Source organism: Streptomyces sp. RLB3-17 (assembly GCF_007113425.2).
Lineage (GTDB): Bacteria > Actinomycetota > Actinomycetes > Streptomycetales > Streptomycetaceae > Streptomyces > Streptomyces mirabilis_D.
In genome coordinates this window covers 50632-75782 of sequence record NZ_CP041610.2, presented here as the reverse complement: position 1 = coordinate 75782, position 25151 = coordinate 50632, and the positions used below count along the sequence as shown (strand labels likewise).

Below are 25151 nucleotides of genomic sequence, written 5' to 3'. Positions count from 1 at the left end.
CGCTCCGTCACGCTCCACGAAAATCTTGCCTGAACCTTGGAAACGGCCACCCCCTACTCAGGGGTGACCCCACACCTGCTCAGTGGATCTCCCCAGGCATCTAGCGCCTGACCTACGGACGAGCGCCACAAAAGGTGGCCCCCAATAGCCAGCCGGGTCCTGGGGCGGGTCGGACCAACTCAGGCGCGGACGTCTGCTGAGGGCAGCCTGCGTACGCGTGATAGTTCGAGCCTGGGGAGGTTGGCCCTCATCGCGGCGCGCGCCCCGTGACGGTGCGGCGGTACGCCCGGATGTCATGGTTCGCAGGAGGGGTCGGCAGGAGTCAGGTACAGGGCCAGTTCTGGCTGCGCGCGATGCGACGCCACTGCTTTTCCCCGCCGGGCAGGGGCCAGGCCCAGGTCGGCTGTTCCGCGGTGTTCAGGTCGTGAAGGAGGCGGACGAGTTGTGGGCCGGCGGTGGCAGCGCCGTCCGGGACGGCGGGGCCGTGGATGGCGCGGAGTCCGGCGAAGCGTGCCAGTTCGTCCTCGTAGAAGCCCACGGCTTCCTCGGTGCGCGTGGCCAGGTCATCGCGCGGGACCGTGCGGTGCAGCGGAGGCTCGACGGATTCGGCGACTGCCGCGGCGAACCGCGCGTGACCGTCCAGGATCAGATGGCAGTCCAGGCCACTGACCCACCACAACAGGACCGGTGGGAGCGTCCCCTCACGGGCTTGCCTGCGGTACGCCTTGACCCGGCTGTCGTCGGCATCGGGCATCGGCCGCAGCGACAGGACCTCCCACGAATGAGCATGGAGGAACCAGTCGATGTAGCCGTTTGGATGGCCGTCGACGAGCATCGAACTCCAGTATTCGGCGTGCGAGGCATCGGCGTAGCGCCAGCGCCGGAGCGGACTCTCGCACGAGAGCAGCCACCGGCCCTCGTGCAACGGGCTGCCCGGCGAGTCGATGAGGTACTGCGCAAAGCGATGGGCCCACCGTTCCGGGCTGCCCGCCAGGGCGCGGCCCGCATCGGCACGCAAGGGCGGGACGAAGGAGCGGTACCCGTCGGTGCGCCAGAAGTCCACGCCCTCGTGTTGCTCATCGACGACGGCGAGCAGCACAGGCTGCGACATCTGGGAGACCAGCAGTTGCGCACCGGCAGTGAACACGCACAGCCCCGGCTGGTGGCGGTCCTGTACGTCCAGGGACAGACCCACCCACGTGCCGTCGTCCCGCGTGACATCGCTGCGCTGCATGCCGAGAGCGTAGACGGCTGCTGCGGGGACCCCGATGGCATTCTGTCCGTCCGACATGACCCGCACACTCCACAAGCCGGTGATCCTGGCCGAAGACAGGCGCGGTGCTCGTCGAAGCTCCTCACTCCGTTGAGCATCGGACCGGCTGAGGCGACGAGCGGCCCTGGTCGATTTCAGGGTTCTGGTCGGAATTTCGTGATGGTTACGGAGGCTGGCTCTATTCCCCTGGGGTCCATGGCGGGTAGGGGGTGATGTCGGCGGTCCACTCAGTCGAGGCTGTCAGCAGGGCCTCGGGCGTCATCCGGCACACGACCGTGAACGGGTCGCCTGCGCGATTCCGCTTCCGCCAGGGCGGCGAGAACTCAAGGTCCAAGCGGATCTGAAGAGCGATCTGATATGCATCGGCCCGGGTAGCCGCGAAGGACAAGTTCGGCTCGATGAACTCAAGGCTGTCATCCGCCTGTTGGCCACCATCGGGCGAGCGAGCGAAGTCGCGAAGCCAGTTAGCCAACGCGATCGCATCCTCTGGAGTCAGAGCCTGCCAACGGAAGGTCCACGCTCCCTGCGGGCAATTCGCAGTACCTTCGACGATCAGCCAGCTCCGACGTTTCCCCATGTGAGCAGCGTCTGGGAACTGGTAGTCCGTCACCCTCAGCTCAATGCCGTGCCCGTCACTGTCGATCAACCGCATTGCCCCAGCATGTCACTCGCGCGGTTCCCTCTCTCAGAATTGATCGCTCGGCTGGAGCATGGACGACGCGCCCACAACGGTCACGATCGCAGCAGGACGCGGGTGCGCAGGAGCCGGAATGATCCCCGGCCGTACATCTGCCGCTTGATCGTCTTAAACGGTTGACGTGGCCTTCGACGACGCCGGAACAGTAGGCGAGTGTCATGCCCGCGAGGACGGCATCCCAGTCCTGGCGCAGGAATCCGGCGAAGCCCCGTACCGGAGCGGGCCCGTTGGTCTCGGCCTCGCGGATCCAGGCGGCCAGGAGGTGGCCGCGGCGGTCGCGAACCAGGCCGGTGAAGACTCGGGCCAGGTCGCAGGCGGTGGCGATGTCGGGGCAGGCGATGCGGGCCTCGTCGAGTTGGGACTGCTCGTCGTCGCTGAGGGTGTCGCGTGGGCGCATGATCCAGGAGGTGATCTTGCGCGGGCTGGGGATCGGCCGGGAGGCTTCGGTGGCTGCGGTGCCGCCCCGCAGGCTGCGGACGTAGAGGCGTACGGCCTGGTGGTTGCCGCGGAAGCCGTGTTCGCGGATCTCCCGGTAGATCTGGGTCGCGTTGGTGCAGCCGTCGGTGAAACGCTGCTGGATGTACGGACGGTAGGGGTCGATCTGGCGGGGGCGGCGGTCCCGGGCCGAGGCGATCAGCATGTCAAGGTCGTTGCTCAGGTAGCGGCGGACGGTCTTGCGGTCCAGTCCGAACCGGCGGGCGATGGCGCTGATCGTCCACGTCGCCTCCCGCAGCCGGTGGATCTCCGCATACCGTTCGCTGACCCGTTGCATGAGCGGGGTCGCGGGGATGTTGTCGAGCGGCGGCGTCAGCGGCAACAGCGTCGTGGGTGGCGCGATCGCCGGGGTGGGTGCGTCCACGTCGTCCAGGGCGTATTTGTGCAGGCAGGCGCGGTGCTGGTGGCAGGTCTTCTCGACCGCCGCCGACAGATTCTGAAGCAAGTGCCAGCGATCGGCCACCTCGGTCGCGTCCGGTGCGGCCTCCTTGATCGCGCGGCTGTAGCCGCTGTCGCGGTCCCGGCAGACGATCTCGGCGCCAGGGTGTGCGGTGAGCCAGGCGGCGAGCGCCTCGCTGGTGCGGTCGGCCAGGAGGTCGACCGGGGTGGATCTCTCGACGTCGACCAGGATGGTCCCGTAGGTGCGCGAGCGGCGGAAGGCGAAGTCGTCGACACCCAGCACCCGCGGACTGCGGGCGGGAACCTCGGGCGCGTGCAGCTGGCCGAGCAGCCGGGCCCGGCCGGTGGGCACGGCCAGCGAGTTGCACAGTCGCATGCCCGGACGGCCGCCCGCCACGAGTGCAACGGACCGCCACAACGCCTTCACGCTAGGCCCGGCACGGGCATAACGCGTGGTCAGACCCTCGACCTGCTCCACGAACGTGCGTCGCCCGCAAGCGGGTGCGTTGCAGAAGAACCGCCGGACCTCCAGCTTCACCACCACCCGGCGCCCGCCGGCGGGATACTCGGCGAGCCGTCGCCCATAACGGCTGTGCACCCGACGCGAGGGAGTCGCGCAGCTCGGGCATCTCAACTCCAGTACGGCGCTATGGGCTTCGGCCACAACGACCCCGTCCACCTCGGTCAACCGGTCCAGCACCATCCCCGCGGCGTTCGGGAACAGTGCGTCCTCCAACGCCGACAGATCCCCCATGACCAGGACATTCCCACCGTCAAACACGGGACGTCGAATACACGATCGTGACCGTCACGAAATTCCGCCCAGACCCGATTTCAGAGAGCCTTATCAAGTGCGGGGTCGTCGTAGGTCTTGCTGTTGGGGACCGGAGTGAAGGGAGTTGCCCGGGGATCGGTACACCGAGGCCACCCACGGCGGTGGCGGGAGGGGAATTTCCGTGGCCGGGGTGCGGCTCGCCGCGAGACGATGGGGGCATGAGACAGAGGGCTGAAGAGTTCGGAAGGTGCGCTGTGGAGCTGTCCTTGGCGCTGCGGGAACCCCTTGGGGAGCATGACGTTTTCCGCGTGGATGCCATGAATGCCGACGAGCCCTTCGCCCCGAATCTGGCTGGCCGTGAGGCCATTTTCGATCAGGCCCTGACCAATGGACTGGCCGCGATCGTGGCCCACGAGTGGGCGGGGGAAGAAGCCGACGCGAAGGGGCGCATGCTGTCGGCCCGCGCACTGCTGCGCCTGCTCGAAGGGAAGACCAGCGACGGCAAGTTGAGTGTGAGCGCTGACGGTGTCCTCGTCATTCCTGACCCGCACGAACAACGCTCTGTGCCGCAAAGTGCAACAACCTTCTTCGAGTGGGCTGAGCTGCCGCCCCTCGATACGCGCATCGACGTGCGCGTACTCGATGACGCTCTGGACGCCAGCCAACCGGCCCGCCATGCGCGCGGTGTCGGAGGACTGAAACGCCGGCACATCGAGGCGCTGCTGGCGCTCGATGACCACGAGAGCCTGCGCGTGATGAGCGAACAGCATGAGGATCGCGCCTGGCAGAGTGCGCGTGAGGAAGATGGGCACTCCCTAGTAGGGCTTGGTCAGGTCGGTTGTGGTGGTGCGTGTCCTGTCGGCCCGGTGTGGCGTTGAGAGTGTGTGACTCCGGACGAGATTGCTGTGGTGCGTGGTGAGTTGGAGGCGTTCGCGGCGGAGGTGTTCGAGCCGTTCGCGCGCAAGGATCAGCGCCGGTGGGGGCAGGTTTATCTGCGGGGGCTGCTGACCGACGGGCAGCGTAAGTCGGTCGAGCCGATGGCCGCCCGGCTCGGGGAGGACGGCAATCGTCAGGCGCTTGCCAACTTCATCACCACCAGCCCCTGGGACCCGGCACATATCCGGGCCCAGCTCGCCTGGCGGATGGAGAAGGTGATCGGGCCGGAAGCCCTGGTCTTCGACGACACCGGGTTCCTCAAGGACGGGACTGCCTCGGCATGCGTGTCGCGGCAGTACACCGGCACCGCGGGCAAGGTCACCAACTGCCAGGTCGGCGTCTCGCTCCACCTCGCGTCCGAGACCGCCTCGGCGGCGGTCAACTGGCGGCTGTTCCTGCCCCGGACCTGGGATCCCGCCTCACCGAAGGCCGATGCGGACAAGATCGCCCGCCGCACCGCCTGCGGCATCCCGGACGATGTCGGGCATGTGGAGAAGTGGCAGCTGGCCCTGGACATGCTCGACGAGACCCGCTCGTGGGGGATCGAGGTGCCGCTGGCCGTCGCGGACGCCGGATACGGCGACGCTGCCGCGTTCCGCCACGGACTGCAGGCCCGCGGCCTGAATTACGTGGTGGGGATCTCCACCACGCTGTCGGCTCAGCCCGCCGGCGCGGTGCCGGTGGCCGAGCCGTACTCCGGGACCGGACGCCCGCCGGTGGCCAAGTATCCCGACAAGCCACGGTCGGTGAAGGAGTTGGTCATCGCGGCGGGGCGGAAGGCAGCTCGGCCGGTGCAGTGGCGTGAAGGCTCCCGGCCTGGCACCGGCCGCTCCGGCCGCAAGCGGATGTACTCCCGCTTTGTGGCCTTGCGGGTCCGGCCTGCCGGACGCGAGGTTCGGCAGGCCACTGACGGCCCGGAGCTGCCGGAGTGCTGGCTGTTGGCCGAATGGCCTGCCGGTGAGCCCGAGCCGGTGCAGTTCTGGCTGTCCGACCTGCCCTCCGGCATGCCCCTGACCACGCTGGTCCGGCTCGCCAAGCTCCGCTGGCGCATCGAGCACGACTACCGGGAGATGAAGCAGGCCCTGGGCCTGGCCCATTTCGAGGGCCGGACCTGGGGCGGCTGGCACCACCACGTCACCCTTGTCTCTGTCGCACATGCCTTCTGCACTCTGCAACGACTGGCCCGGGCCCCAAAAGACACGGCGTCGGCCTGAGCCTCTACCAGGTCGTCCGCGAGCTACAGACACTGCTCGCGGTCTGGACCGGCGCCTGCCCGACCTGCCACCGCGACATACCAGCACCAATACAGACCTGACCAAGCCCTACTAGTGCTCTGACCGGGAAGGTTTGCCGGGTTGGCGGGTCATTCCTTCTCGGAGGCAGCTGCGAGGTGGCGGCGGCAGAGGTCGGCAGCCGTGAGGTGGGGTGTGTGCAGCGCATCGCTGTAGAGCCGCATCTCACGGGCTGCTCGGTCGAGGTGCTGCCAGAAGGCAAGCGGCAGGTCGAGGTCGCCACCGAGATCGACGAGACAGTCGAAGGCGAGTCCCAACTCGTTGTGCTCCAGGAACTCAAGCGTCACTGAGAGGTAAATGTTCGGCCGGCCCGTCAGGTGGACCCGGGCGGCATCGAGGTGGCCACGGGTCCGGTTCCAGCTGGACTGAAGTGCCTCGCGATCAACGGTCATGGCGTCAGTGTCGCCGGTGCTGTTCGCATGGTCACGCGGCTTTCGCCAGTCGCCCGCCCCAGCGGATGCCCTTCTCACTACGGATGCGGGCGCGCTCACGCCGTTGGGCGGCCAGCACGTCGGGATGCCGGGCGTTCTTGTTCCGCCAGCGCAGATAGGCGTGCAGGGCACGCGTCTGCGCGGTGTGGTTGCGGTGGTTGGAGTTGGCGACAGTGAACTTCCGCAACGGTCCGAAGTGGGCCTCGATCGGGTTCGCCCAGGACGCATAAGTCGGGGTGAAACACAGCTTGGCCTTGTTCTTCTTTGCCCAGCGACGGATGTCGGCGCCTTTGTGGGCGGACAGGTTGTCCAGGATGACGTAGATCGGAGCGCCGTCAGGTCGGGCAGTCCGGATCGACTTCAGCGCGGCCAGGGTGTTGACGGCGCCCTTCTTCCTGCGGTTGACGCCCCACAGGGTGTCGTCGCCGATCGAATAGCAGCCGTGGAAGTAGCGCACCCCGTGGGTGCGATGGTAGGTCGCGGGATGCCGCTCGGGCCGGCCTTGCTCGGCCCAGCACGACCCGGCAGTGGGCCGGATGCCGAGCGGCCCAAACTCGTCGAACGCAAATACACGGTCCGGGAAACGCTCCAGCACCTCCTCGATGCGGTCCAGCTTGGCGTCACGCTCGGGGTCGGGCGACTCCTTCCACGTCTTGGTCCGCTGGAAGGTCACGCCGCGGCGGGCGAGCAGGCACCGTAACGCCTCGCGTCCGATCCGGATGACGCGACCGTGCACTTTGCGCAGGTAGGCGGCGAGTTTGCGGATGGACCAGCGGGTGAAGGGCTGGCCGAGCTTGGTCGGGCGGGTGATGGCCGTCTGGACGACGAAGTCCTCGTCGTCAGGCTTGAGCAGGCGGGGACGGCCTCCCGCCCATCGAGGGTCCAGACAGGCCAGGCCGATCTCGTTGAACCGGTGGATCACATCTCGGACGGTGTCCTCATCGGCCTGCACCAGCTTCGCGATCACGGGGACCCGGTTCCCGCCGGCCGAGGCCAGCAGCATCATTGCGCGCCGGTAGCGCACCGAACTGGTACTGCCCCGGCGCACGATCTGCTGCAGCTTCTGCCCCTCCTAGTCGGTCAACCTGCGCACACGGACAGGCTCAGCCACCGCACCCCCAGCAGTCGCACGGACGTATCCGGACATCCAACCGCCGGAACCACCACCCCGGCCAACCTTCCCGGTCAGAGCACTAGCCCGGGCCGTCGCCTTCCTCCAATTGATCGGTGACGAGGAAGCTGCCGAGCGAGCCGAAAGAGTAGAAAACCCGAACGACTACCATCCGAAGCACAACCCGGACGGGCATGATCTTGACCTTTGCCCAGTCTGCGGGTTCGAAACGTTCTGTGTTCGAGCCCTCGATACGTTCGGACGGGTTGGCATCGGCCAGTGCCTGGTCTGCACATACGTCCGCAGCCTCAGGACTGCGGACGACGAAGGATTCAGCGAACACTTGGCCTGGCTCGGCGACAAGGACTGACCACCTGAGACGGTGACGTTGCCGGAGCGGTCGGCGGCTCATGCGGTTCGTACGGCTGTGCCCGTCCCGCGCCGACAGCATGAGACCCCGGGCCTGAAGAGAGGGCTCGGGGTCCGGTGTGGTGGGGAGGGAGCGGTCAGGGGCCGTGTCAGTAGTCGTCTCGTTCGGAGGGCGGTCCGTGCTTTCGATGAGGTCGCAGGTGCAGGTGCCGCCCTCGTACAACTCCTTCTCGCACTCGTCATGGTGGGCTCGCTGCGGCAGTGGCTTCGCTGGAACGGGATGCGCGGTGACTGCGGCGGGCGGGCCGGGGCGGGCCGGTCGGTGGCCCGGGACTCGATGTCTACGACGGCGGAGGCGATTTCGTCCTTGCGCCATTTCTCGGGGAGTTGTAGGGCAGCAGGCCGCCCGCGTAGGCCATGCGCAGCAGTTCGGCCTTGGTGTGGTTGCGCATCAGTTCGTTCATGCGCTGCATCCGCGTCCTGCCCCGCGCTGCCTGGGTCTCGCGGTCTTCCTCCGCCATTGTGTCGTCCTGGTCGTGGTCCTCCTGCGCCTGCGTGTCCGGCGGCGCGTCCTGGACGGGACCGTCGTCCACCGGTGCCGGTCCGTCGGACGGGGCCGCCACTGCTGCCCAGGGCACGCCCAGGGCGGCGAGTGCGGCCTGCTGTTCGGGGGTGAGCTTGTCCCACCTCGATTTGGTGTTCGAGACCCATACGCCCAGCTTCACGGCCACCGGCTCCGGCTCGCCGTCGACCGCGATCTGCTCACTGTGTCCGCGCGGCGCCCTCGTGATGTCAGGCGGCGCGCTTCACGTGGCGGACCAGCCACATGAGCAGGGCGTCCAGGTCGGCGGCGGCCGAGAGGACCCGGTCGACCGCCTCGGGGGTGTGCAGCCATTCCTCGCAGCCGAGGGGGCGGGCGGCTATCAGCGAACGGTGGCGCAGTAGGTTCGTACGGGTGTGGTTCGTCGGATAGCCGCGTGGGGGGCGTTTCATCAGGTCCCCGGAGATGTCGTAGCCCTTCTTCCGCACGTCCTCGACGATGGCGGCCAGTTCGCGGCCGCTCCCCTCGGAGGCCACGGCTTTGCGGAACATGTCCACCTGGCCGGGATCGGGGTACCACCAGGCACCCTGGACCCGCAGGCCGTCCAGGGCGAACCGCAGACCGATCTCGATCTTGCGGCCGAGCCGGATCACCGCGCTCTGGTGCTGCCACCACCAGGAGTCGGTGCGGTAGTGCCAGACGGAGAAGTCCTCGTATCGGGGGTCGGTGTCCGCGACCTCGTTGAGCAGGGCAATCATCGGCTGCCGGACCAGGCGTTCGCGGTCCGCGCGATAGCGCTCGCGGGTCGCGTGGGTCGGTTCGCCCTGGAGCTGCCACAACACGTCCATGGCCTGCTCCGGCCAGCCGGTGAACTGTCCGCGCATGCGGGCAGGTTAGCTCACCCATGGTCCGCGCGCGGAGAGTGAGACGGGTAGGGAGCCGTGACCCCAGACAAGTTGGGAGGTGCTGCGGCGGGGTTCGTCGGCCAGTCGAGAGTGCAGTCGATATGAAGCGGGCGGTGAGATTGCGCAGCCGAACTTCAGATCCCACACTGGTGAGGCTCGCATTCGGAGTGTCCCGTTTCGTTGCGATGACCTGGGTGTTGTCGGGTTATCTCGGCAATGGGCCACGCCGTCGCATCTCACAGTCCTGGCCCACCGCATGGTTACAGCCGCTGCCAGCGGCGCCTAGGTCGGACCGAATCGACGGTGTCGGCGCATGGGTGGTCGCACACGGCGGAGGAGACGCTGAGCGTCGCCCGAGAACGCTTCGCCGTTCGCGTACGAGTTCTTCAAACAGCAATGCCCTGAGGCTCGGCGGTGTCACCTTCCCCCTGGCTCATCCAGCCGGTGTTCGCCAGTCCGCTCGGCGAGCCATGTGGGGTCGCACAGGAGCAAGCCGTCGTCTGGCTGGAGGGGCAGCGAGCCGGTGGTCAGTGCCGTGTCGGCGATGTGGTTGCCCACTTCCCCGCAGGGCAGATCGAAGAAGGAGTCCGGCGCTGTGGGTTGGCGTGAAGGAGGTGTCCTGCGCAGAGTGTCGACCGTCAGCAGGCCGGTCGCCTCCTCGACCGCCTCGGTCGTCAGGATGCCGAAGATGCGTGCTGTTTCGCCCAGATTCTTCCAGTCGACGAGGTCGAGCAGCCCGGGCTGCACCTGCAGGGCGGGAACCTCGGACGCCCGAACTTGGAGGGCCACCATGGGCCAGGGCCCGTGGGGCAAGGCGACCAGGACCCGGGCCTGCTCGCACACCGCGTCGAGCAGCCGTATGGCCGCTTCGGCATGATCCTTGATCATCTCCTGCGCTTCCTGCTTTCGCCGGGCCGCGGAGCTTGAGGTGAGCGCGTGCACGAGCAGCGGCTCTACGAGATGAAGGGCCAGGTCACGGCCCAGGAGGGCGGTGTCCGGGTCGGGAACGGCCTCTCCGTCGCCGTGGTTCGGCGGCCTGGCCATCACCAGTCGGGCGCGGGCGCTGTAGTCCACGGGCCGACGGAGGAAGTCGTCCCGCAGTGTGCCGGTGGAGCTCGGGCGGGCCATGAGCGAGTCCGCGAGGCCGATGAGCGCTCTCCGGTTGTCGTCCCGTGTTGGTTCCGGCCGGTGGCTGTTGTCCAGCACCGCGTTGACCTTGTGCTGGAGCAGGCGGCGTGCGCCCACCAGCACGTCCAAGGGGGCGCCGAGGTCGTCCAGGCGGCGGAGTTGGGCGGCCTTGGCGAGCACTGCGCTGTAGAGGCTGTTGAGGTCGCTCCCGATCGTCCGATGGTCCTCGATGACGTGGGGTCGCAGATCCGGAGGCAGGACAGGCAGCAGTTGAAAGGTGACGGTGTCCGGGGACACGTCGGACGGGATGGCATCGCCGGCTTGACGTAGAAGGATCTTCACCGCCTGCCCGCCCGTCACAGCTGTGGCCTGGGTCCGGTCGGCGGTGGCGCCCCACTCCTTGACGCTCAGCAGCTGCCCGGTGGGCAGCGTCGTAGGGCCTGCGTCGGTGACCAGGACCAGCTCGCAGTCGGCGAGCTGTTGGAGCTCCTGCTCGGTCAGCCGCAGCGAGCGCGCGAGCCGGGCGCCGGCCGGGCCGCCGAGGCACCAGCTGTGGACCACCGGCACGGGGAGTTCGATGTGGCCGTGCCGACGGCCCCGCTCAAGGGGCGTGGTCAGCGTGCGTCCGCAGGCGCCGCACGTCGCGTCGGCGTCCCAGTTGCGGCGGCGCTCCCCGCAGACGCACTCGTTTTCGCGGTCCGGGCCAAAGATCTGCCGGCAGAAGAGTCCGCCCGGCCATGGGCGTCTGGTCCGCATGTTGTAGAAGACTTCGCTCACCACTTCGCCGTGCGAGAGGCGCGCCACATCGGAGTCGGTCATGAGACGCAGGCCGATCCGATCGGCTTCGAGCCGGGCCGCGATGCGGGCGGCGCGCAGTGTCGGGTCGAGGCGACGGATGGCGTGGGCCGGCGAGTCGAGCAGAGTGATGGGCCGGTCGTGGGGTGGGGCGAGCGCCCTGCCGCCTTCCTCCAGCGCGGCGCGCAGGTCGTTCCGCCAGTCCGGACAGTCACCGCGCGGTCCGTAGATCTCCATTGCCAGGTGCCGGGCGCCGTGCGCGAGGAGCCATTGGAACTCCCTGGGCTCGATCATCTGGGCGCTGTCGCTGCTTCCGCTCGACAGCGGCTGGTCGAGGACCAGGGAGTAGTCGCCTGCGGACCGGGCGCCGGTGTCGGATCCTGCCAGGCCGTGGGCGGCGAGGCGGATCCGGATGGTGTGGCCGACCTCGTTCGGTGGCGGGGCCCATGGGTGGTCGGGCGCCACGACCAGGTCCGGTTCGTCGGGACTGCCCGCGAGGCGCCTGAGCGAGGACCCGCCCGCGAGACCGCACACGACTGCGGAGGTGCCGGACTCGTCGTCCAGCGTGTCCCCCTGCTGCACTGGCTGGTCGACGGCGACGGTGACGGTGATGCGCGTCCCGGACCCGCCACCCCGCAGGTGCCGGCCGGGTGTTGCCGGGATCGCGTCGGTCGCCAGGGCGCCGCTGATCCGCTGCGCCAGGACGTGGCCGGGCCGCCGTCCGGACATCTCCAGGGACCTGTTCAGCAGCGCCTTCCGCAGCGCTTCGTCACCGAAGAGGGCGTACAGCAGGCGCTCCTCGGGGGTGCGCAGCGTTTCGTCATCCGCCACGGGCGAGGCAGCCCCCATCAGGAGCTGTCCAGGTCGCACTGGCTTACCCGGGGTGATCAGGCCGTACCTGTCGAGGCTCGATGCCCGCTCGGCGGACACAGTCGGCGGTCTTGAGGTGAGGACGCTGCCGTCGGGCAACGTCGTGCTCAGCTGAACCAGTGTGGGGATCGACAGCGCGTCCGGGTCGGCCAGCCGCTTGTTGAGCAGGGCCGCCCTGCCCTGCAGGCTCGGTGAGGCGACGACGGTGCACTGCGCGGACACCGCGCCGCGGCTCACCAGATCGCCGAGTGCGAGATCCCGCACGGTCACGCGTTGCAGCCGGCTCCAGAACCCGCGCGTGTACTCGGAACTGCTCCGGTACTCGGACGCGGTCCAGGGCCGCCGCCTGAGGGGACGGGTCTGCCCGGGGGGCCCTGCGATCACGTCCTGCCGCAGTTCATCGGCGAACTGGGCGTATCCCTGGCGGTGTCCCAGCAGAGTGCGGCGCAGCAGGGCTTCGAGGATGGGCCGGAGCTCGGTCCGGCCGTCGTAGCGAAGTGTGTCCTTCAAGCCGAGGAAACGGTCTCCCGGGGACCGCCGGTGCCACAGCTCCGCGCTCGCACTCGTCCAGAGGACGGTGGGTGCGTCGAAGACGAGCTCGCCATTCCGTTCCCGCAGGCCGAGGGGGAGCGGCAGGTGCATCAGCAGGTGACGCGCCCGCTTGATCGGCCCCTGCTCGTCCTCGACGACGAGGTCCAGGGTGAGGGGAACCAGGAAGTCGTCGGGGCCGGCTCCGCCGCGTTGCACCTGCCAGAGGTTCGCCAGGGTGACCCTGGTCCGGCAGGTAGGGCAGACGGCGTAGTCGACGGACCCGGCGCAGGTGGGGTCCGGGCAGCCGGGTGTCGCGTCGGTGATCCTGCCGTGCCCCGAGACGGCCGTACAGGGGCAGGTGTGGTCGTAGCGCCGGGGGAGTCCGGTCAACTGGCCGCAAAAACAGCTCCATTCGCCGAGTTCGTACCCGTCCAGTCGCAGACCGGTGGCGGAGGCGTCGGTGAAGAAACGCCCCAGCACCTTGTGCAGGCCAGTGTCGAGCCGCTCGTGCGGGAGCCGGTCGATCTGGAGGAACTCGGCGAACTCCTGGCAGTGCTGCTGCTGGACATGCATGCTCTCGGGAGTGCCGAAGGGGCGCTGCTCCAGGAGGAGCACCTGTACGTACCTGACCAGGTCAGGCCGGCGCATCAGGGAGTACGTGCGCGCGATGTGCAGATCGGCGCGCAGCGCGTTGACACCGAACACGCGCTGTCGCAGGCGCCGGAACTCCTCGTCGAGGATCGTGTCGTGGAGGTCGTCGCCACGCCCCTCCGCCGCCGCCAGCCGGATGGCGTTCTCGATGGTGTACGGCGTGGGGCACTGGCGCCAGTTCCGCACATGTGCCGAGAGATCGGCACGGGTGCGCCCGCTGAACACCAGTGCGCTGACATCGTCGCGAATGGAACGCATCCGCTATCCGATCCCGGCGCGGCCCCGGAAGTACTGCCGGAACCGGTCGTGGCAGAAGCTGTACTCCTCACTGCCCCTCTGTACTTGCACGCCTGGCAGGACCCGCCGGTGAACCAGCAGGAAGCGGTGGATCTCCCGCAGAATGGTGTCAAAGTTCAGCCAGTTCAGCCCCTCGACCAGGTTGTACAGATCGAACGCGGAGAGCGTGCCGGCCTCCAGCAGGAACCCCAGAATCTCGACGTGCTCGGTGCGGTGGGCGCTGCGATTGAGCTGCTCCAACTGCTGGTCCAGGTAGCTTTCGAGGCCGGTCGGAGTGCGCTCGATGTTGTCGCGGGTGAGCATGCCGACGGCCGCGTCCTCCACCAGGAAGCGCACATAGAAGGGGTCGCCCGCGGAGACACGGTGCATCTCGGCGACGAAGTCCGCATCCCCTGCCAACCCCGCCGCCGCGCCGCCCGCCATCCGGAGCAGGTCCACCAGCGCGACCTCGTCCAGGCCTTCCAACTGCAGATGCAGGCCCACATCCGCCGGGGACAGCGCGAGGTCGTCGAGACAGGACCGATCGCCCTGGGCGCGGCCCGAGAGGACGAGCACCAGGCCGGGCGGCAACTGCCGTGGCAGCAGGGTACGGAGCTGGTCTGGTGGATCAAGTTCGTCCACGGCGTCCAGCACGACGACCGTCGGCTTCCGCGGCGGACGGGACATGAGGCCGCGGAACTGCCGCTCCAGGCTCTTCAGCCCTCCGCCGCGCACATGGGCGGGGTCCAACTGCTCGCAGAGGCACTCCAGTACGTCCTCGGGGCTGGTGGGGTCGAACCCGCTGCCCCTGCGCCGGTACGCCTGGCTGATGAAGTGGTAGCGGAACTCGGGGTTCTGCCTGACCAGATCAGCGAGGAGGGAGGTCTTGCCGTATCCCGATAGCGCCTCCACGAAGACATAGCCACAGGGGCGATCCCGTATGAACTCCTCGATCCGCGCACTCTCGGCCTGCCGCCCCGCGAACAACTGCGTGTGTTGCTCGATGAGATCACGGAAGAAGTCCCGGGTCGCCGGAGGCTCCTGCCCCGCCCCTTGGCGGCTGGCTTCCACCGCCTGCTCCCACAGCCGCAGCAGCGGATCCGGGTCCATTTTCAGGGCGTTCGCCAGCGCGATCACGGTCGCCCTGGTCGGCACGTTCGGTCCGTTGAGTGCCCTGCTGACGGTGGTGTGCCGCAGGCCCGCCAGCCGCTCCAGGGCGAGCATCTTGAGACCGCGCGCATCCCGCCGGTCCCGTAAGTGCTGTTGGAGCTGAGCCAACGCGGCATCGCCGTCAGGTTTGCCTTCCAGGGATCGCACTGGACCTCCTTGACGGTCAGTCATATCGATGAGCGATCCCATACGGATTCGTTCGCCCGTACGCCAGCGTACGGCGACCTCGGCATCCTCGTTCCTGGACAACAGCCCTTCAGGGAACGGAGAAAGCCCCATGCCCGTGCGCACCCTCACGTTGATCGCCGCAGTCCTCACTGCGTCCCTTCTCGCAGTCCTGGCCGCGATCTCCGCCGGGTTCCTCGCCCGCTGGGACGGAGCGTCCCTCCCAGGCGCCCTCCTTCACGCAGGCACAGTCTTCGGCGCCACCCTCACCCTGCTCTGCAGCCTTATTGCACTCGGGGTCGCCACGCTGACCTGACGTCACAACCTCATGGTGAGTCCGAAGGATCAAGGACGGACTCGGGCCGCCACCAGCTGAGTTGCCCCCACGGTCACACTCGTGAGGCTCTGGATCCGTCAGGGAGGCGAGGGCTGGGAACTCGTCGCGGAGGGGCGGCCCCCGGCCGATGCTCACAACATGGTGCTCGCACCGCCAGAGCGCGTCCAACTGTGGCTTGTGTATCGCCCCATCGAGGTCATCATCCTCGACACGGTGGCCCTGCCAATGGGCGCCTACGCGGCCTCGGCGAGGATCCGCTCCACTGCCGGGGAGCGGGGCCGGAAGACGTCGAGGAGGCCGATGGCGCGCAAGGCGGGAGCGAGTTCCCGCATCTGCGTGACGAGGGCTGCGTACTCGGGAGTGCCCTCGGTGAGGTCGTCCAGCCGCAGGGCGTTGGCGACGAATGCGGCCACCGAACCCTTGCGGACGGTCAGCCCGTTGATCGCGGTCGAGTCGATGCCCTCGGGCAGGACATCTTCAGGACGCACAGCGGGCTGATGCGAGTGCGAAGACGAATGCGACATGACTGTCCTTTGCGTGATTGCACGTTGGTGTGCGTTGGCGTGTTTGAGCATTTGCGTGTTTGATGCACGTGCTTTCTGCACGCATCTGAAGGTAGCAGGACTCCGTGCTTTTTGCACGTATCATCGAGGGGTGAGTGAAACGACACGTGACAGCACGTCCGCCGCCCGCGTGGCGGCGGCCATCGGGACGCTGACCCTGCGGGCCACCCGTGCCGGGCTCTACGGCCGATTGACCTCCGGAGTGGAGGGCGTGGACGCCACGACCTACCCGGTGTTGTCCGGGCTCGCTCGCGTGGGGCCCGTCACCGCCACCAAGCTCGCCGAGGCAATCGGGATGGACCGCACCGTCACCACCCGCTACGCGAGCAGGTTGCAGGAGGCCGGGCTGGTCGCCCGTCGTCCCGACCCGGCTGACGCCCGTGCGACCAGGCTGGTTCTCACCGTTGAGGGCGAGCAGGCGGTCATGGCGTTGCGCGGGGCGATGGAGTCCTTCGTGGCCGAGGAGATGGCGACGTGGCCGTCAGGTGAGGCCGCCGCCTTCGCCATCCACCTGGAGCGTCTGACGGAGTCGCTCGCTCAGGGCGAGGCGGACCGTTCGCGCTGATGCGAGTCACGGCGCGCTGCCAGCTGCGGTCGATACCGCCGGTGGTGAGTCAGCCGCTACGCAGCCGCGCGTTGTCCGTCGGTCGGTAGGTTCCCCGTGTCAGCATTCCGGTAGGCGTCCTGCCACGCACAGCACAGGGTGCTCCTGCCGTGCGCGGCCGCCCGCCCCCCGCTCCGTGACGGCTGCGCACGGCGTCGCGCTCACCGAGCCCCGCTGGCGCCGAGGCTGCGCCGTGTGAGCGGTGCAAAGGGCCGATCACCGGCCCGCTCGGCTACGACCCTGAGTTCGCCCCGCCAGAGGACGGCCGACACTGCCCCGCCTGCCGCACCGACCTGCGCCAGTACCCGTCCCTGCGCGAAACCCTCTTCGGACGCCGCCAGCGCAGCAAGTAGCCCGGCCCCGCCAGAGCGATGATGCTGTTGGCTTATTTGGGGTCTGGGTCTACTTCGCCCTAGCGAAACATCTCGTTCGATCTCCGCCATGGCGTCAACGTCGAGCGGGCGGCGGCCTGAAGGCCCGGGGCGGCCGCCCTGCGGTCTCTTGCGCGTACCGCCAGTTACGGCCTCGTTGGCGGAATCACTACGACCGCGGGTGGGACACTCGTCACGGGCACCCTCTGGTGGATCCATCACCAGTGACTTGCGGCGTCCTGCCCCGCGGGCAGGACGCCGCTGTCGTTTCAGAATGCGAACCGAACGCAGGACAGGGTCAGCGCGACGTGGGCAGGCCCACGCGAGCGTTCGGTAGGGCTCCGCTGGGGCTGCTAGCTCATGAGATGGCGCAAGCTCGAACACGGCGGGGGAGGCGGTCTGCCGTCGTCTACCTCGCCCGGAGCGGGTCGGAGGGATCCGGGGCGCCGCGTCGTTTGTGCGGCCAGCACTGAGGGCTCGTCGCGGGCTCGGTGGCGCTGTGGGGTGGGCTCCGAGGACTCCGCGGGTTCGCAACTTGCTGAGGTCTGGCAGGTGGACGCCGGGCAGTGTGTCGAGAAGGCCGCCGCGGCTCCCTTCGCCCCAGTCTCCTTCGACGACTTCGACCAGCCGTCGCCCGGCCTCCCGTTCGAGGACTCCGCCGTCCTGCGCGAGACCAGCTGGGGATGACCTCCCGGTCGGTCGAGGGTCACATGCGGCGACTGCGTACTCGCGCCAAGGCCTTGGCCGCCAAGGGGGAGATCGAAGCGCTCTACCGGGCGATGCGGCCCGCAGGCACGTACGTCTGGTCTACCGTCGCGTGAACGACTCGGAGGGGTGGTCGCGGCAAATGCTGTGGTCCTGACGGAACAACCCGGAAGGTGGGTCGGAGGTCTGAATCATCATGCGCATGTACCGGACCGGCGCCCTCCTCGGCGCACTGCTCGTCGCTCTACTCACCTTCACCTCGTGCGGTTCGCCCCGGGCGGGGAGCGGGGGGAAGGCCCTGGAGCGGCCCACGCCGTGGACCACGCCGAAGGGGCCGGGCGGTTACGGCGGGCGGCTCCTGGGCGCACGCTGGCGGGTCGACTGGGTCACCGTCGACGGGCGCGACCTCGACGCACCGCTGAACGCCGGCGCGTGGGTCGAGTTCAGCTACGACAACACGGCCGTGGGCGACTATGGATGCACGCCGTTCAGGACGTCGGCCACGGTCACCGCCACGACGCTCACCGTCGGTGCGGACACGTCGGGGGCGACGCCGGACGACGCGTGCCCGGCGAAGGAGCGGGCCTTCGAGGAGCGGATGCGGAAGATCCTCACCGGCGGCCGCCTGGCGGTGGCCGAGCGGGTCGACGACCTCTCGATGACGCTGAAGAACCAGCGGGGCGACTATGTCGCGCTGCAAATGCTGTGGCCTCAGGGGCTCTTCGGAGCGCCCTGGCAACTCCAGAATCTGATCGTCTCCGATGCCACCATCGACATGACGGCCGGCAAAGAGGTCTACTTCGTCTTCCACCGGGACGGCACGGTCACAGGAAAAGGAGGCTGCAACGGCTTCAAGGGTCGGGCCGCCTTCGCAGGCGAGCACGTCACGCTGTACCCGCTCACCCGGACTACGCACCGGACCTGCTCACGGGAGATCATGTCCGAGGAGGACGGCCTGCTCGACCAGGACCCGCGCACGTTCCAAGTGTGGGTCAATCACGGCATCGAGTTCGTGGACGAGACCCACGGCCTCGAATTCTTCGGCCACCACTTCGTCCGGCTGACCGGCACACCGCCGCGCCCCGGGTCCTAGATTCACAGTCGGCCAACGGGAGAGGAGAAGGTCACGTCACCCGGGACATCGCACGCGGTCTGTAAATCTTCCGTCGACCGCCTCCGGGCCGTGCGAGGGCAACCGACACCAGCCACTAACGACCAACAACGACCATGAGGGCGCGGCAGTCGGCCGCGCCCTCATGGTGTGTCTGCGCAGCTAGTGTGATGCGCCCGAAATCGCGGGCTTAAGTCTGTTTCAGGTTTCTGTGGTCGGCTGCGGTGCAGCGCGGCGTTGGCCTGTCGGTCTCCGCCCCTGTTGAGCCGACGGCGCCGGGACTTGCCCGAGGACTTCTCGACAGGGCTGGCGCCGCACAGCGCGGCGAAGGACGCCTCGCTGCGCAGTCGCTCAGGGTTGTCGCCGGCGGTGATCAGCAGGGCCGCGGCGCTGTCCGGCCCGATCCCGAACCGCTCCAGCAGGCTGGGTGCGCTTGCCTGGACCGCTGCGGTCATTCGCCGCCCAAGCTCGGTGACCTCCTGCCGAAGCCGCGAGACGCGCTGTGCGAGCAGCCGGAGCGTGAAGACTGCCGTGTCGGCTGCTGGGTTGCCGTCGCAGGGATCGGGCAGCTCCGCGCAACGGCGGACCAGTACCGCATTCGAGAGCGGCTCCAGCTCCTCGCGCAGGGCGGATGGAGCGTTGACCAGCACGGCCTTGAGCTGGTTGAGCGCCTGGGTGCGGGCCTTGACCGCGGAGTTCTTCGTCAACCGGAGCATACGCAGCACCTCTACCTGCCCGTCGCCGCTCTTCGGCAGCGCCCGTGCGGTGCCCGACAGTGCGGCTCGGGCGGCGGACTCGGCGTCGACGGCGTCGGTCTTGCCGCGGCGACGCCGGGCGGATCGGTCGGGCTGGTTAACCTCTACCACCGGCACCCGCTGGGTCGCGAGGTAGCGGGCGAGTCCAGCACCGTAGGACCCGGTGCACTCCACACCGGCCCGCAGCACGGTTCCGAACTGGCGCGTTCAGTCAAGAAGTTGGCCGTAGCCCGCTGCGGTGGCCGGGAACTCCCCGGTGTCCAGCAGCCCGCCCAGATGGTCAAGGACGGCGCCGACGTGCACATCCTTGTGGGTGTCGACTCCGAGCACCACCGAACCCGGCGCGGCAGCGGCCGTGGCGGCTTGGAGGGTGTGGAAGGCAGCGGGCATGCTGAGGGTGGTCATGGTGCTCCTGTTCGACGACGCAGTGCCGATGGCCAGCGCCGGTCGGTGGAGCGGTCAGGACTGTGACGGTGCCTTCTAGGCCAAGGCCCCTATCGGGACACGCTCCGCCGGCCCGGTGCCGGTATGCGCCGCTCCGACCGGGTCGACAGATCAAACACAAGGCACAAGCAGCCAGCCAGAGTACGGGTCAGGCCACGGCCGGAACGACACGATCATCATGCTCACAGCCGGAGTAGTTCCGCCGGTTGGCCTTGCCGGTGCGACGTTGGGTGGGGATGAGGGTGCCGTCGATCAGGACCACCTCCCCGCCTGTCTTAGCGACCCTCTTCAAGGCGCGGTCCAGGCACGGTGCCTGGGCTGCGAGCAGGGCGATCAGCTCGTCGCGCCGGCGGCGGACGGTGGACTCGGACACGTTGTTGCCGCCGGCCATGTCGGCCAGGCGCTGATCGTGCCGCAGCGCCAGGACGATCACCGCGATCCGGCCGGGCGGCGGGATCCGCCACCTGGACCGTATCGCCTTCAGATGGCGGCGCAGCAGACCGGCGAGGTGGTTGACGGTGTGCGTGGACAGCGGCAGACAGCAGGTTCCGTCGGCCTCGACGTCGGAGCGACGGTGAAGGCGCCCCACACCGGATCGTCCACCCGGCGCCCTTGAAGGGCGAGTGCCGTACGCCGGGCCGCATCCACGCTGGACAACGTCATGCTTCGTGATCGGGGTCGAGCACCACCATAAACCTGTTGCCTTCCGGATCCGTCATCAGGGCGTGCATACAATCGTGAGGTTCCACCAGAGAGGCGCCTCTGGCGATCAGCGTCTGAACCTGTTCGGCGATCGTTCCGACAAGGACGGTGACGACCGGTAGCACAGCCGGAGATTCCGCTTCGCCGACGCTGTACCCACCCCAACCCGGGATGCCGCCCCAGAACCTGATCATTTTCTCTGGGTCTACTGCTTCAAAATGAACGTGCATGCTGCTGTCTCACTTTCATCTGTGCGACCGAAGCCGAAAACGGCCTACCGAATCAATCCGGCAGGCCGTCACGGGTGAACGGACTTCAGCAGTCGATCACGGTGTTGCCCGTGTCTGAGATTCCAGGTTCGCTGAAGCGTCCGTGGTACTCGACCTGAAGGGTCACCTGAGTGTTGTACGTCTCCTTCTCTCCATCATGCACGCACGTGAGCGGCGGAGTGGTGTAGCGCCCGCTGCAGTTCGTCCACCCGCTGTCCTTGTGCTTCACCGCGCGCCAGTACCCGCCGTACTCGTATTGCTGAAGATCGACCTGGACCCGGCATTTGTCGGGTGCCGGAGTTGAGCAACCCGTGTAATGGCCCTGGGCGTACAGCGGGCCGTTATGGGTGACCTGGAACGGTTTCTTACCCTGGAACGTGCACCACACGGCTTCGGTAGGGCTCTTCGCGACGGCCCTTCCCGTGCCGCCGCTAGGAGCTGCCGCAGCCGACGCCGTGGCAGCCGGCACCAGCAGGGCCCCCGCCGCGAGAAGAGGGACAACAAAACGTGCTTTCACTTTTCCCCCTGAGAAAAATCGAACGCGTGTTGCGCCACCGACCACCCTCATGGGTTCACAGGCGCCACACAAGATTCATGGCGCGAACTTTCCGTTGTCTGTCCGGTTCTCAGTCGTGGAATTGGCCGTTCCCTCCCGTCCACTGGCAGCGGGCCGGTAGAAAACGACGAAGCCCCCGCCGGCAGAGAAGCTGACAGGGGCTGCCTGTGCGGTTTCGTGATCACAGATGCACGTGCGGACCACCTCGTTCAGCTCCTACGCCTGCTCGGGCGTCGACTTATTCGGGCCGTTGGTGAACGCCTCGACCGTCCGTTCCACGGCGTCCGGACGGTTCAGTACCGGGCACTGCCTGCGCCCCCACTCGACCAATGATCAGCGGGGCGAAGCAGACCCTGAATTGGCAACGGCGTCTGAGGAAAGCAGCTGGGGCCCAGTTGCCGCCCGACGATACATGCTCGGCTGCGCGCCAGTGGCGCGCCTCTGGCGGAGAACGGCGGACCTCGAAGTCAACTGCTGACAGACGACCTACTCCAGAGACTCCCGCCCACGACCAGCGTGAGCACCCTGAGTACCGGTCACACCAGCCCTTTGACCTGCGACTTCAAGTTGGCGGAGGCTCGATGAGTGCCTCCTCGTAGGCGGGTCGGCCGGATGCGCGCATGGCGGCGGCGAGCGCCGGGACCCACGGGGTCTCGCCGAGACAGGCGGCGTTCAGGACGCCTGGTTCGAAGGGTGCTGGGTGCAGGCTGGCGGCGTAGTCGGCGGCTGTCCTGCGCCACACCACGGCTTGGGGGGACGATGGCGAGGACGGCGCTTACGAGAGCGAGGCCCGCGCAGTCGAAGTCGGCCCGCACGGGCAGCAGGTGCGCGCCAACTGGCTTGCCCGTATCGACATGCACTCGCCCGACCGGCGCCGCTGCTGCTCCTGCAGGGCGCTCGCGGTCGTTACCCCTGTCGTCGACCTCGCCGAACTCGACCTGCGCTACGTTCGGGAGCCGGGAAGGAGCCCGCGTCATCCTGGACGACGAAGCGGCGGGCACCCGGTTGGCGAGCTGGCCAGAGGAGCCGTAGCTGTGACGTCCAGGGTTACTGAGCTTGAAAGCGTGATGTCGTTGCAAGGAGGCGGCCCGGTCGGTAGGGGCTGCCTCCTTGCGTGCGGTGCTGCGGTCGTTGTCGGCGTGGCCTAGGCGTCGAGGGACTTCGCGGCCTCACGGATCACATTGAGGACGAAGTCAGGATGCGAGAGCATGGGAACGTGGCTGCTGTCCACGGGATGGATGTTGGCGCCCATGCGCTCGGCGGCGGACCGCTCCAGGTCGGGGTGCACGGTGTGGTCGTTGTTGGCGACGATGTACCAGCTTGGCTTCGTCCGCCAGGCGGTGCCGGGAACCTGCTGGTTGAACAGGTCCGCCACTGGCACAGCGCCCGTCGCCAGGACGAGCTTCTGCTCCGCTTCGGGGAGGTCGCCGCAGAAGTGCGGGACGCCCGAGGGCTTGAGCCACACGCGGCCGTCAGCGACGTCCACGTGCTCGAAGATGGGTGTGCGGGGGAATTTGTCCTGCTGTTCCTGCGACGTCTCGTCCTCGTCCGGGGCGAGCGCGGCGATGTACACCAGAGCGCCGACACGGTCGTGGGTGCCCGCTTTGGTGATCAGGGTCCCACCGTAGGAGTGACCGACTAGCACGATCGGGCCGGGGACGTGGTTGAGCGTGAAGTTGACGCACGCGACGTCGCTTTCGAGCGAGTCGAGGCCGTGCTGTGAGGCGAACACCTCATGCCCTTCAGCCTGGAGCGTGGGGATGAGCTTGTTGAAGCACGACCCATCCGCCCAGAGCCCGTGGGCGAAGACAATGCTGGGCTTGCCCGCCATGATGTTTCCTCCTGCAGGGAGATCAAATATGCGACATTGCACCACATTGCACGTTCAGTACCTATTCGTGCGTGATGGCCAGGCGTGGCGCCCCATCCCACTCGTTGGGCCTACGAGGTTGAACGTATTGTTGTGGTGGTCGCCCTGAATCGTGCAGGCCAGGTGGAAACGCCGCCCGATCACCGTCTTCGCGCGACTTAGGGTCCAGCGTTGGTCCCCCCAGCCGTGCGCGGCCGGTCCCTTGGACAGCTCCGCCTCCAGTTCAGCGAACCTGCTTGTCGCTCAGCCTCGGCAGGGACGCCGGCCCCTGTGACCGCAGAGGCGACGGACCACCCTCCTCCCACGCCTGCCGCCACCGCTGCAGAGACCTGACGCTGACGCGTAGGTCCTTGGCGATCACTGCACTCGCCTCACCCCGGGCGAACCGTTTGGCCGTCTGAAGCCGCAACTCCTCACGAAACTGCTGCCGTTCGGCGGCAAGCCCGCCTCCCTGGTGATACCGCGCGGACGGCAAGCCGTCAGCACCTACGACTCCACGAGTTCAACCTCAGTAGTTGGCCATCGGCAATCACATTTGGCCGGCGGCGCGCTCAGGACAGGCATCTGCATCTGGACGTTCACTCGATGCGAATCGGTTACGGACCCCTCACATTCTGGTGGCTGAGGGGTGAGCGGGTCATGATGGGCGCATGACGTTGGCCGCGCACGCCCTCACGCAGCTGGCGACCTGGCCCGACCTGGCCGAGGCGGAACCGAGCTGCGGCGTTGGCCGGGCCCTCCGTTCGGCCGACGGCGAGATCGCCCACTTCCACTCCGACAACGACGTTGACCTGTACCTCACAGCCCGGACCGTCAGGCGGTTCGAAGAACACCTCACGGCGACGTCTGCCGTCCAGTTGGTGCCCGGCTCACAGTGGGTGACGCTGCGCCTCGACGTCGCCACGGACGTCCATCTGCTCATGACCCTGGTCAGTCTCGCCCTCCAGGCTCATCAGGCAAGGCCGGTTCCGGGTGATGTGCTGGGAGCCGAATGTAATGATCACCGCAGCGCGGTACTCCCGCGCGGGAATCCCAGGTGACAAGGCACGAGAGGACGAGGCCGTCCGCGGGTCGCGGAACGCCTGACGAATGCTTTCAGTTCAGAACCTGCCGCTGGGCATGACACGGCACCTCGGCGACTGAGTCGTTGGGGGGCGACGTCGCCGCTGGCGGGTGCTTTGGCTAGGTGCTTACTCACCGTTCGGCCCAGCGCCCATGCTCGGCTCTTCCTGGTCTGGCAGTCTGAGGCGAATCGAGCCCGAAGGACTCAACCGACGTGACTGACACTCGTTGTGTCGTGGTGCGCATGTTCGACGCCGTGCTCCCGATGTAGGCGTTGAGTGGCATGGGAGGCAGCGACGGGCCACGATGGGCGGCAACTGGAGGTCGCCGTCGGCGTCGCCGGGAGTCCAGGCCCAGAGTAAGAAGGGGTTACCGTCACAGTGATCGACACGGACGAGCTGGCCAAACGGAACGCCGGATTCGCCGACGGCGGATCATTCGCCAACCTCAAGCTCATGCCCAGCGGCAGTCTGACGGTCATCGGATGCGTCGACCCTCGTGTCGACCCGTCCGACGTGCTCGGGCTCAGGCTCGGCGAGGCAGCGGTGATTCGCAACGTCGGAGGGCGGGTCACGCCCGCGACACTCCGGACGCTGGAGATGCTCTCGAAGGTCGTCCAGGCCCGCGCGGGCGGACCGCGCCCGGGCGACTTCCACTATGCGGTCCTGCACCACACCGACTGCGGGATCACGGACCTGGCCGCGTTCCCCGAGCTGCTTGCCGATTACTTCGAAGTTCCGGCCGGAGACCTGGATGCCAAGGCGGTCACCGACCCGGTCACCGCCGTCCGCGTCGACGTCGAAATCCTCAAGCAGAAGCTTCCGGCCGGAGTCTTCGTCTCAGGGCTCGTGTACGACGTGGCCACCGGGCTCATCGACGTCGTCGTACCGCCCGCGCGAGTGGAAGCATGACACCGCGCGGCGCCCGCGGCCGGTCCGGCCGGCGTGACCGCCGTGGGCCTGCGGCCTGTACCGGGATCTGCTTCCCTGGCC

28 protein-coding genes are annotated in these 25151 nt (G+C 68.0%); 9 read left to right on the top strand and 19 right to left on the bottom strand.

Annotated elements, in window-relative coordinates; all coding sequences use genetic code 11:
• Positions 1-322: 322 nt before the first annotated feature.
• The 3 genes from FNV62_RS00370 to FNV62_RS00360 all read right to left on the bottom strand — a co-directional run bounded on the left by FNV62_RS00370 (position 323) and on the right by FNV62_RS00360 (position 3618).
• A complete protein-coding gene (locus FNV62_RS00370) occupies positions 323-1234 on the bottom strand; it encodes a hypothetical protein (protein ID WP_143599498.1) in 912 nt (303 codons plus the stop codon).
• Between the two features lie 217 nt (positions 1235-1451).
• Positions 1452-1925, bottom strand: coding sequence for a hypothetical protein (locus tag FNV62_RS00365; RefSeq protein WP_143599497.1), 474 nt, complete (start codon positions 1923-1925; stop codon positions 1452-1454).
• Complete coding sequence (locus FNV62_RS00360) at positions 1906-3618, bottom strand: ISL3 family transposase (RefSeq protein WP_143599496.1); 1713 nt, start codon at positions 3616-3618, stop codon at positions 1906-1908. The genes FNV62_RS00365 and FNV62_RS00360 overlap by 20 nt, the downstream gene beginning before the upstream one ends.
• Positions 3619-3893: 275 nt before the next feature.
• Between FNV62_RS00360 and FNV62_RS00355 the strand changes: the two genes are divergently transcribed.
• Positions 3894-4517, top strand: coding sequence for a hypothetical protein (locus tag FNV62_RS00355; RefSeq protein WP_144079288.1), 624 nt, complete (start codon positions 3894-3896; stop codon positions 4515-4517).
• Between the two features lie 6 nt (positions 4518-4523).
• Positions 4524-5789 (top strand): IS701 family transposase, encoded by a 1266-nt coding sequence (locus tag FNV62_RS00350; protein ID WP_143612542.1) that lies wholly within the window; start codon positions 4524-4526, stop codon positions 5787-5789.
• Positions 5790-5938: 149 nt separating this feature from the next.
• Here the strand turns inward: FNV62_RS00350 and FNV62_RS00345 are convergent, their stop codons facing one another.
• From FNV62_RS00345 to FNV62_RS00315, 7 genes are all read right to left on the bottom strand, one after another.
• A complete protein-coding gene (locus FNV62_RS00345) occupies positions 5939-6259 on the bottom strand; it encodes a MafI family immunity protein (protein WP_143599494.1) in 321 nt (106 codons plus the stop codon).
• A gap of 31 nt (positions 6260-6290) precedes the next feature.
• Positions 6291-7358 (bottom strand): IS630 family transposase, encoded by a 1068-nt coding sequence (locus tag FNV62_RS00340; protein ID WP_225900782.1) that lies wholly within the window; start codon positions 7356-7358, stop codon positions 6291-6293.
• A gap of 133 nt (positions 7359-7491) precedes the next feature.
• Complete coding sequence (locus tag FNV62_RS00335) at positions 7492-7752, bottom strand: hypothetical protein (RefSeq protein ID WP_143599493.1); 261 nt, start codon at positions 7750-7752, stop codon at positions 7492-7494.
• A gap of 367 nt (positions 7753-8119) precedes the next feature.
• On the bottom strand, positions 8120-8503 hold the full coding sequence (locus FNV62_RS57820; protein WP_382211712.1) for a helicase associated domain-containing protein: 384 nt from the start codon (positions 8501-8503) through the stop codon (positions 8120-8122).
• Between the two features lie 67 nt (positions 8504-8570).
• Positions 8571-9203: a DUF2461 family protein gene (locus FNV62_RS00325; protein WP_225900059.1), complete on the bottom strand. Its 633-nt coding sequence runs from the start codon at positions 9201-9203 to the stop codon at positions 8571-8573.
• A 438-nt stretch (positions 9204-9641) separates the two neighbouring features.
• Positions 9642-13457, bottom strand: a complete 3816-nt coding sequence (locus FNV62_RS00320) for a hypothetical protein (protein ID WP_143611812.1) — start codon at positions 13455-13457, stop codon at positions 9642-9644.
• Positions 13458-13460: 3 nt separating this feature from the next.
• Positions 13461-14792 carry a helix-turn-helix domain-containing protein gene (locus FNV62_RS00315; RefSeq protein ID WP_164331435.1) on the bottom strand — a complete coding sequence of 444 codons (1332 nt, stop codon included), beginning with the start codon at positions 14790-14792 and terminating at the stop codon, positions 13461-13463.
• 130 nt (positions 14793-14922) lie between these two features.
• Between FNV62_RS00315 and FNV62_RS00310 the strand changes: the two genes are divergently transcribed.
• Positions 14923-15126, top strand: coding sequence for a hypothetical protein (locus FNV62_RS00310; protein WP_143599490.1), 204 nt, complete (start codon positions 14923-14925; stop codon positions 15124-15126).
• A 254-nt stretch (positions 15127-15380) separates the two neighbouring features.
• On the opposite strand, the gene FNV62_RS00305 is transcribed toward FNV62_RS00310, so the two are convergent.
• On the bottom strand, positions 15381-15635 hold the full coding sequence (locus FNV62_RS00305; protein ID WP_205522189.1) for a hypothetical protein: 255 nt from the start codon (positions 15633-15635) through the stop codon (positions 15381-15383).
• Positions 15636-15801: 166 nt separating this feature from the next.
• Between FNV62_RS00305 and FNV62_RS00300 the strand changes: the two genes are divergently transcribed.
• The 4 genes from FNV62_RS00300 (at position 15802) to FNV62_RS00290 (ending at position 18483) form a co-directional block, all read left to right on the top strand.
• On the top strand, positions 15802-16275 hold the full coding sequence (locus FNV62_RS00300; protein ID WP_225900058.1) for a MarR family winged helix-turn-helix transcriptional regulator: 474 nt from the start codon (positions 15802-15804) through the stop codon (positions 16273-16275).
• A 962-nt stretch (positions 16276-17237) separates the two neighbouring features.
• Positions 17238-17372 carry a hypothetical protein gene (locus tag FNV62_RS56860; protein ID WP_257040771.1) on the top strand — a complete coding sequence of 45 codons (135 nt, stop codon included), beginning with the start codon at positions 17238-17240 and terminating at the stop codon, positions 17370-17372.
• Positions 17369-17506 (top strand): hypothetical protein, encoded by a 138-nt coding sequence (locus tag FNV62_RS00295; protein ID WP_164331433.1) that lies wholly within the window; start codon positions 17369-17371, stop codon positions 17504-17506. The genes FNV62_RS56860 and FNV62_RS00295 overlap by 4 nt, the downstream gene beginning before the upstream one ends.
• A gap of 86 nt (positions 17507-17592) precedes the next feature.
• Positions 17593-18483: an META domain-containing protein gene (locus FNV62_RS00290; protein ID WP_164657580.1), complete on the top strand. Its 891-nt coding sequence runs from the start codon at positions 17593-17595 to the stop codon at positions 18481-18483.
• Between the two features lie 161 nt (positions 18484-18644).
• Here FNV62_RS00290 and FNV62_RS00285 read toward each other — a convergent pair whose 3' ends face one another.
• The 8 genes from FNV62_RS00285 to FNV62_RS55030 all read right to left on the bottom strand — a co-directional run bounded on the left by FNV62_RS00285 (position 18645) and on the right by FNV62_RS55030 (position 23458).
• Positions 18645-19445: an IS110 family transposase gene (locus tag FNV62_RS00285; protein ID WP_225900057.1), complete on the bottom strand. Its 801-nt coding sequence runs from the start codon at positions 19443-19445 to the stop codon at positions 18645-18647.
• 18 nt (positions 19446-19463) lie between these two features.
• The gene (locus tag FNV62_RS55035) at positions 19464-19661 is read right to left on the bottom strand and encodes a hypothetical protein (protein ID WP_225900056.1); all 198 of its coding nucleotides are present in this window, start codon (positions 19659-19661) and stop codon (positions 19464-19466) included.
• Between the two features lie 187 nt (positions 19662-19848).
• Positions 19849-20289, bottom strand: a complete 441-nt coding sequence (locus FNV62_RS54410; RefSeq protein ID WP_179858609.1) for a hypothetical protein — start codon at positions 20287-20289, stop codon at positions 19849-19851.
• Between the two features lie 70 nt (positions 20290-20359).
• A complete protein-coding gene (locus FNV62_RS00275) occupies positions 20360-20632 on the bottom strand; it encodes a VOC family protein (RefSeq protein WP_143599487.1) in 273 nt (90 codons plus the stop codon).
• 85 nt (positions 20633-20717) lie between these two features.
• Positions 20718-21188: a hypothetical protein gene (locus FNV62_RS00270; protein WP_143611810.1), complete on the bottom strand. Its 471-nt coding sequence runs from the start codon at positions 21186-21188 to the stop codon at positions 20718-20720.
• Positions 21189-21789: 601 nt separating this feature from the next.
• Entirely contained in the window at positions 21790-21969 is a 180-nt protein-coding gene (locus tag FNV62_RS57815) for a DUF2399 domain-containing protein (RefSeq protein ID WP_164657579.1), read from the bottom strand.
• Between the two features lie 402 nt (positions 21970-22371).
• Positions 22372-23058: an alpha/beta hydrolase gene (locus FNV62_RS00260; protein ID WP_054237343.1), complete on the bottom strand. Its 687-nt coding sequence runs from the start codon at positions 23056-23058 to the stop codon at positions 22372-22374.
• Positions 23059-23320: 262 nt separating this feature from the next.
• The gene (locus FNV62_RS55030; protein WP_240361091.1) at positions 23321-23458 is read right to left on the bottom strand and encodes a helix-turn-helix domain-containing protein; all 138 of its coding nucleotides are present in this window, start codon (positions 23456-23458) and stop codon (positions 23321-23323) included.
• 289 nt (positions 23459-23747) lie between these two features.
• Here FNV62_RS55030 and FNV62_RS00250 point away from each other — a divergent pair, with 289 nt between their 5' ends.
• Both FNV62_RS00250 and FNV62_RS00245 read left to right on the top strand, forming a co-directional pair.
• Positions 23748-24137: a luciferase family protein gene (locus tag FNV62_RS00250; RefSeq protein ID WP_097289611.1), complete on the top strand. Its 390-nt coding sequence runs from the start codon at positions 23748-23750 to the stop codon at positions 24135-24137.
• Positions 24138-24539: 402 nt separating this feature from the next.
• On the top strand, positions 24540-25070 hold the full coding sequence (locus tag FNV62_RS00245; protein ID WP_143611808.1) for a carbonic anhydrase: 531 nt from the start codon (positions 24540-24542) through the stop codon (positions 25068-25070).
• The last annotated feature ends 81 nt before the right edge of the window (positions 25071-25151 follow it).

Excerpts from the sequence above, each read along its gene's own strand:
- FNV62_RS00260 (WP_054237343.1), bottom strand. The coding sequence starts at position 23,058 with ATGGCGGGCAAGCCCAGCATTGTCTTCGCCCACGGGCTCTGGGCGGAT.
- FNV62_RS00250 (WP_097289611.1), top strand. The coding sequence starts at position 23,748 with ATGACGTTGGCCGCGCACGCCCTCACGCAGCTGGCGACCTGGCCCGAC.
- FNV62_RS00295 (WP_164331433.1), top strand. The coding sequence starts at position 17,369 with ATGACCTCCCGGTCGGTCGAGGGTCACATGCGGCGACTGCGTACTCGC.
- FNV62_RS00320 (WP_143611812.1), bottom strand. The coding sequence starts at position 13,457 with ATGCGTTCCATTCGCGACGATGTCAGCGCACTGGTGTTCAGCGGGCGC.
- FNV62_RS00365 (WP_143599497.1), bottom strand. The coding sequence starts at position 1,925 with ATGCGGTTGATCGACAGTGACGGGCACGGCATTGAGCTGAGGGTGACG.
- FNV62_RS00370 (WP_143599498.1), bottom strand. The coding sequence starts at position 1,234 with ATGCAGCGCAGCGATGTCACGCGGGACGACGGCACGTGGGTGGGTCTG.
- FNV62_RS00325 (WP_225900059.1), bottom strand. The coding sequence starts at position 9,203 with ATGCGCGGACAGTTCACCGGCTGGCCGGAGCAGGCCATGGACGTGTTG.
- FNV62_RS55035 (WP_225900056.1), bottom strand. The coding sequence starts at position 19,661 with ATGACCACCCTCAGCATGCCCGCTGCCTTCCACACCCTCCAAGCCGCC.
- FNV62_RS00290 (WP_164657580.1), top strand. The coding sequence starts at position 17,593 with ATGTACCGGACCGGCGCCCTCCTCGGCGCACTGCTCGTCGCTCTACTC.
- FNV62_RS00360 (WP_143599496.1), bottom strand. The coding sequence starts at position 3,618 with ATGGGGGATCTGTCGGCGTTGGAGGACGCACTGTTCCCGAACGCCGCG.
- FNV62_RS00275 (WP_143599487.1), bottom strand. The coding sequence starts at position 20,632 with ATGCACGTTCATTTTGAAGCAGTAGACCCAGAGAAAATGATCAGGTTC.
- FNV62_RS00310 (WP_143599490.1), top strand. The coding sequence starts at position 14,923 with ATGCCCGTGCGCACCCTCACGTTGATCGCCGCAGTCCTCACTGCGTCC.
- FNV62_RS00345 (WP_143599494.1), bottom strand. The coding sequence starts at position 6,259 with ATGACCGTTGATCGCGAGGCACTTCAGTCCAGCTGGAACCGGACCCGT.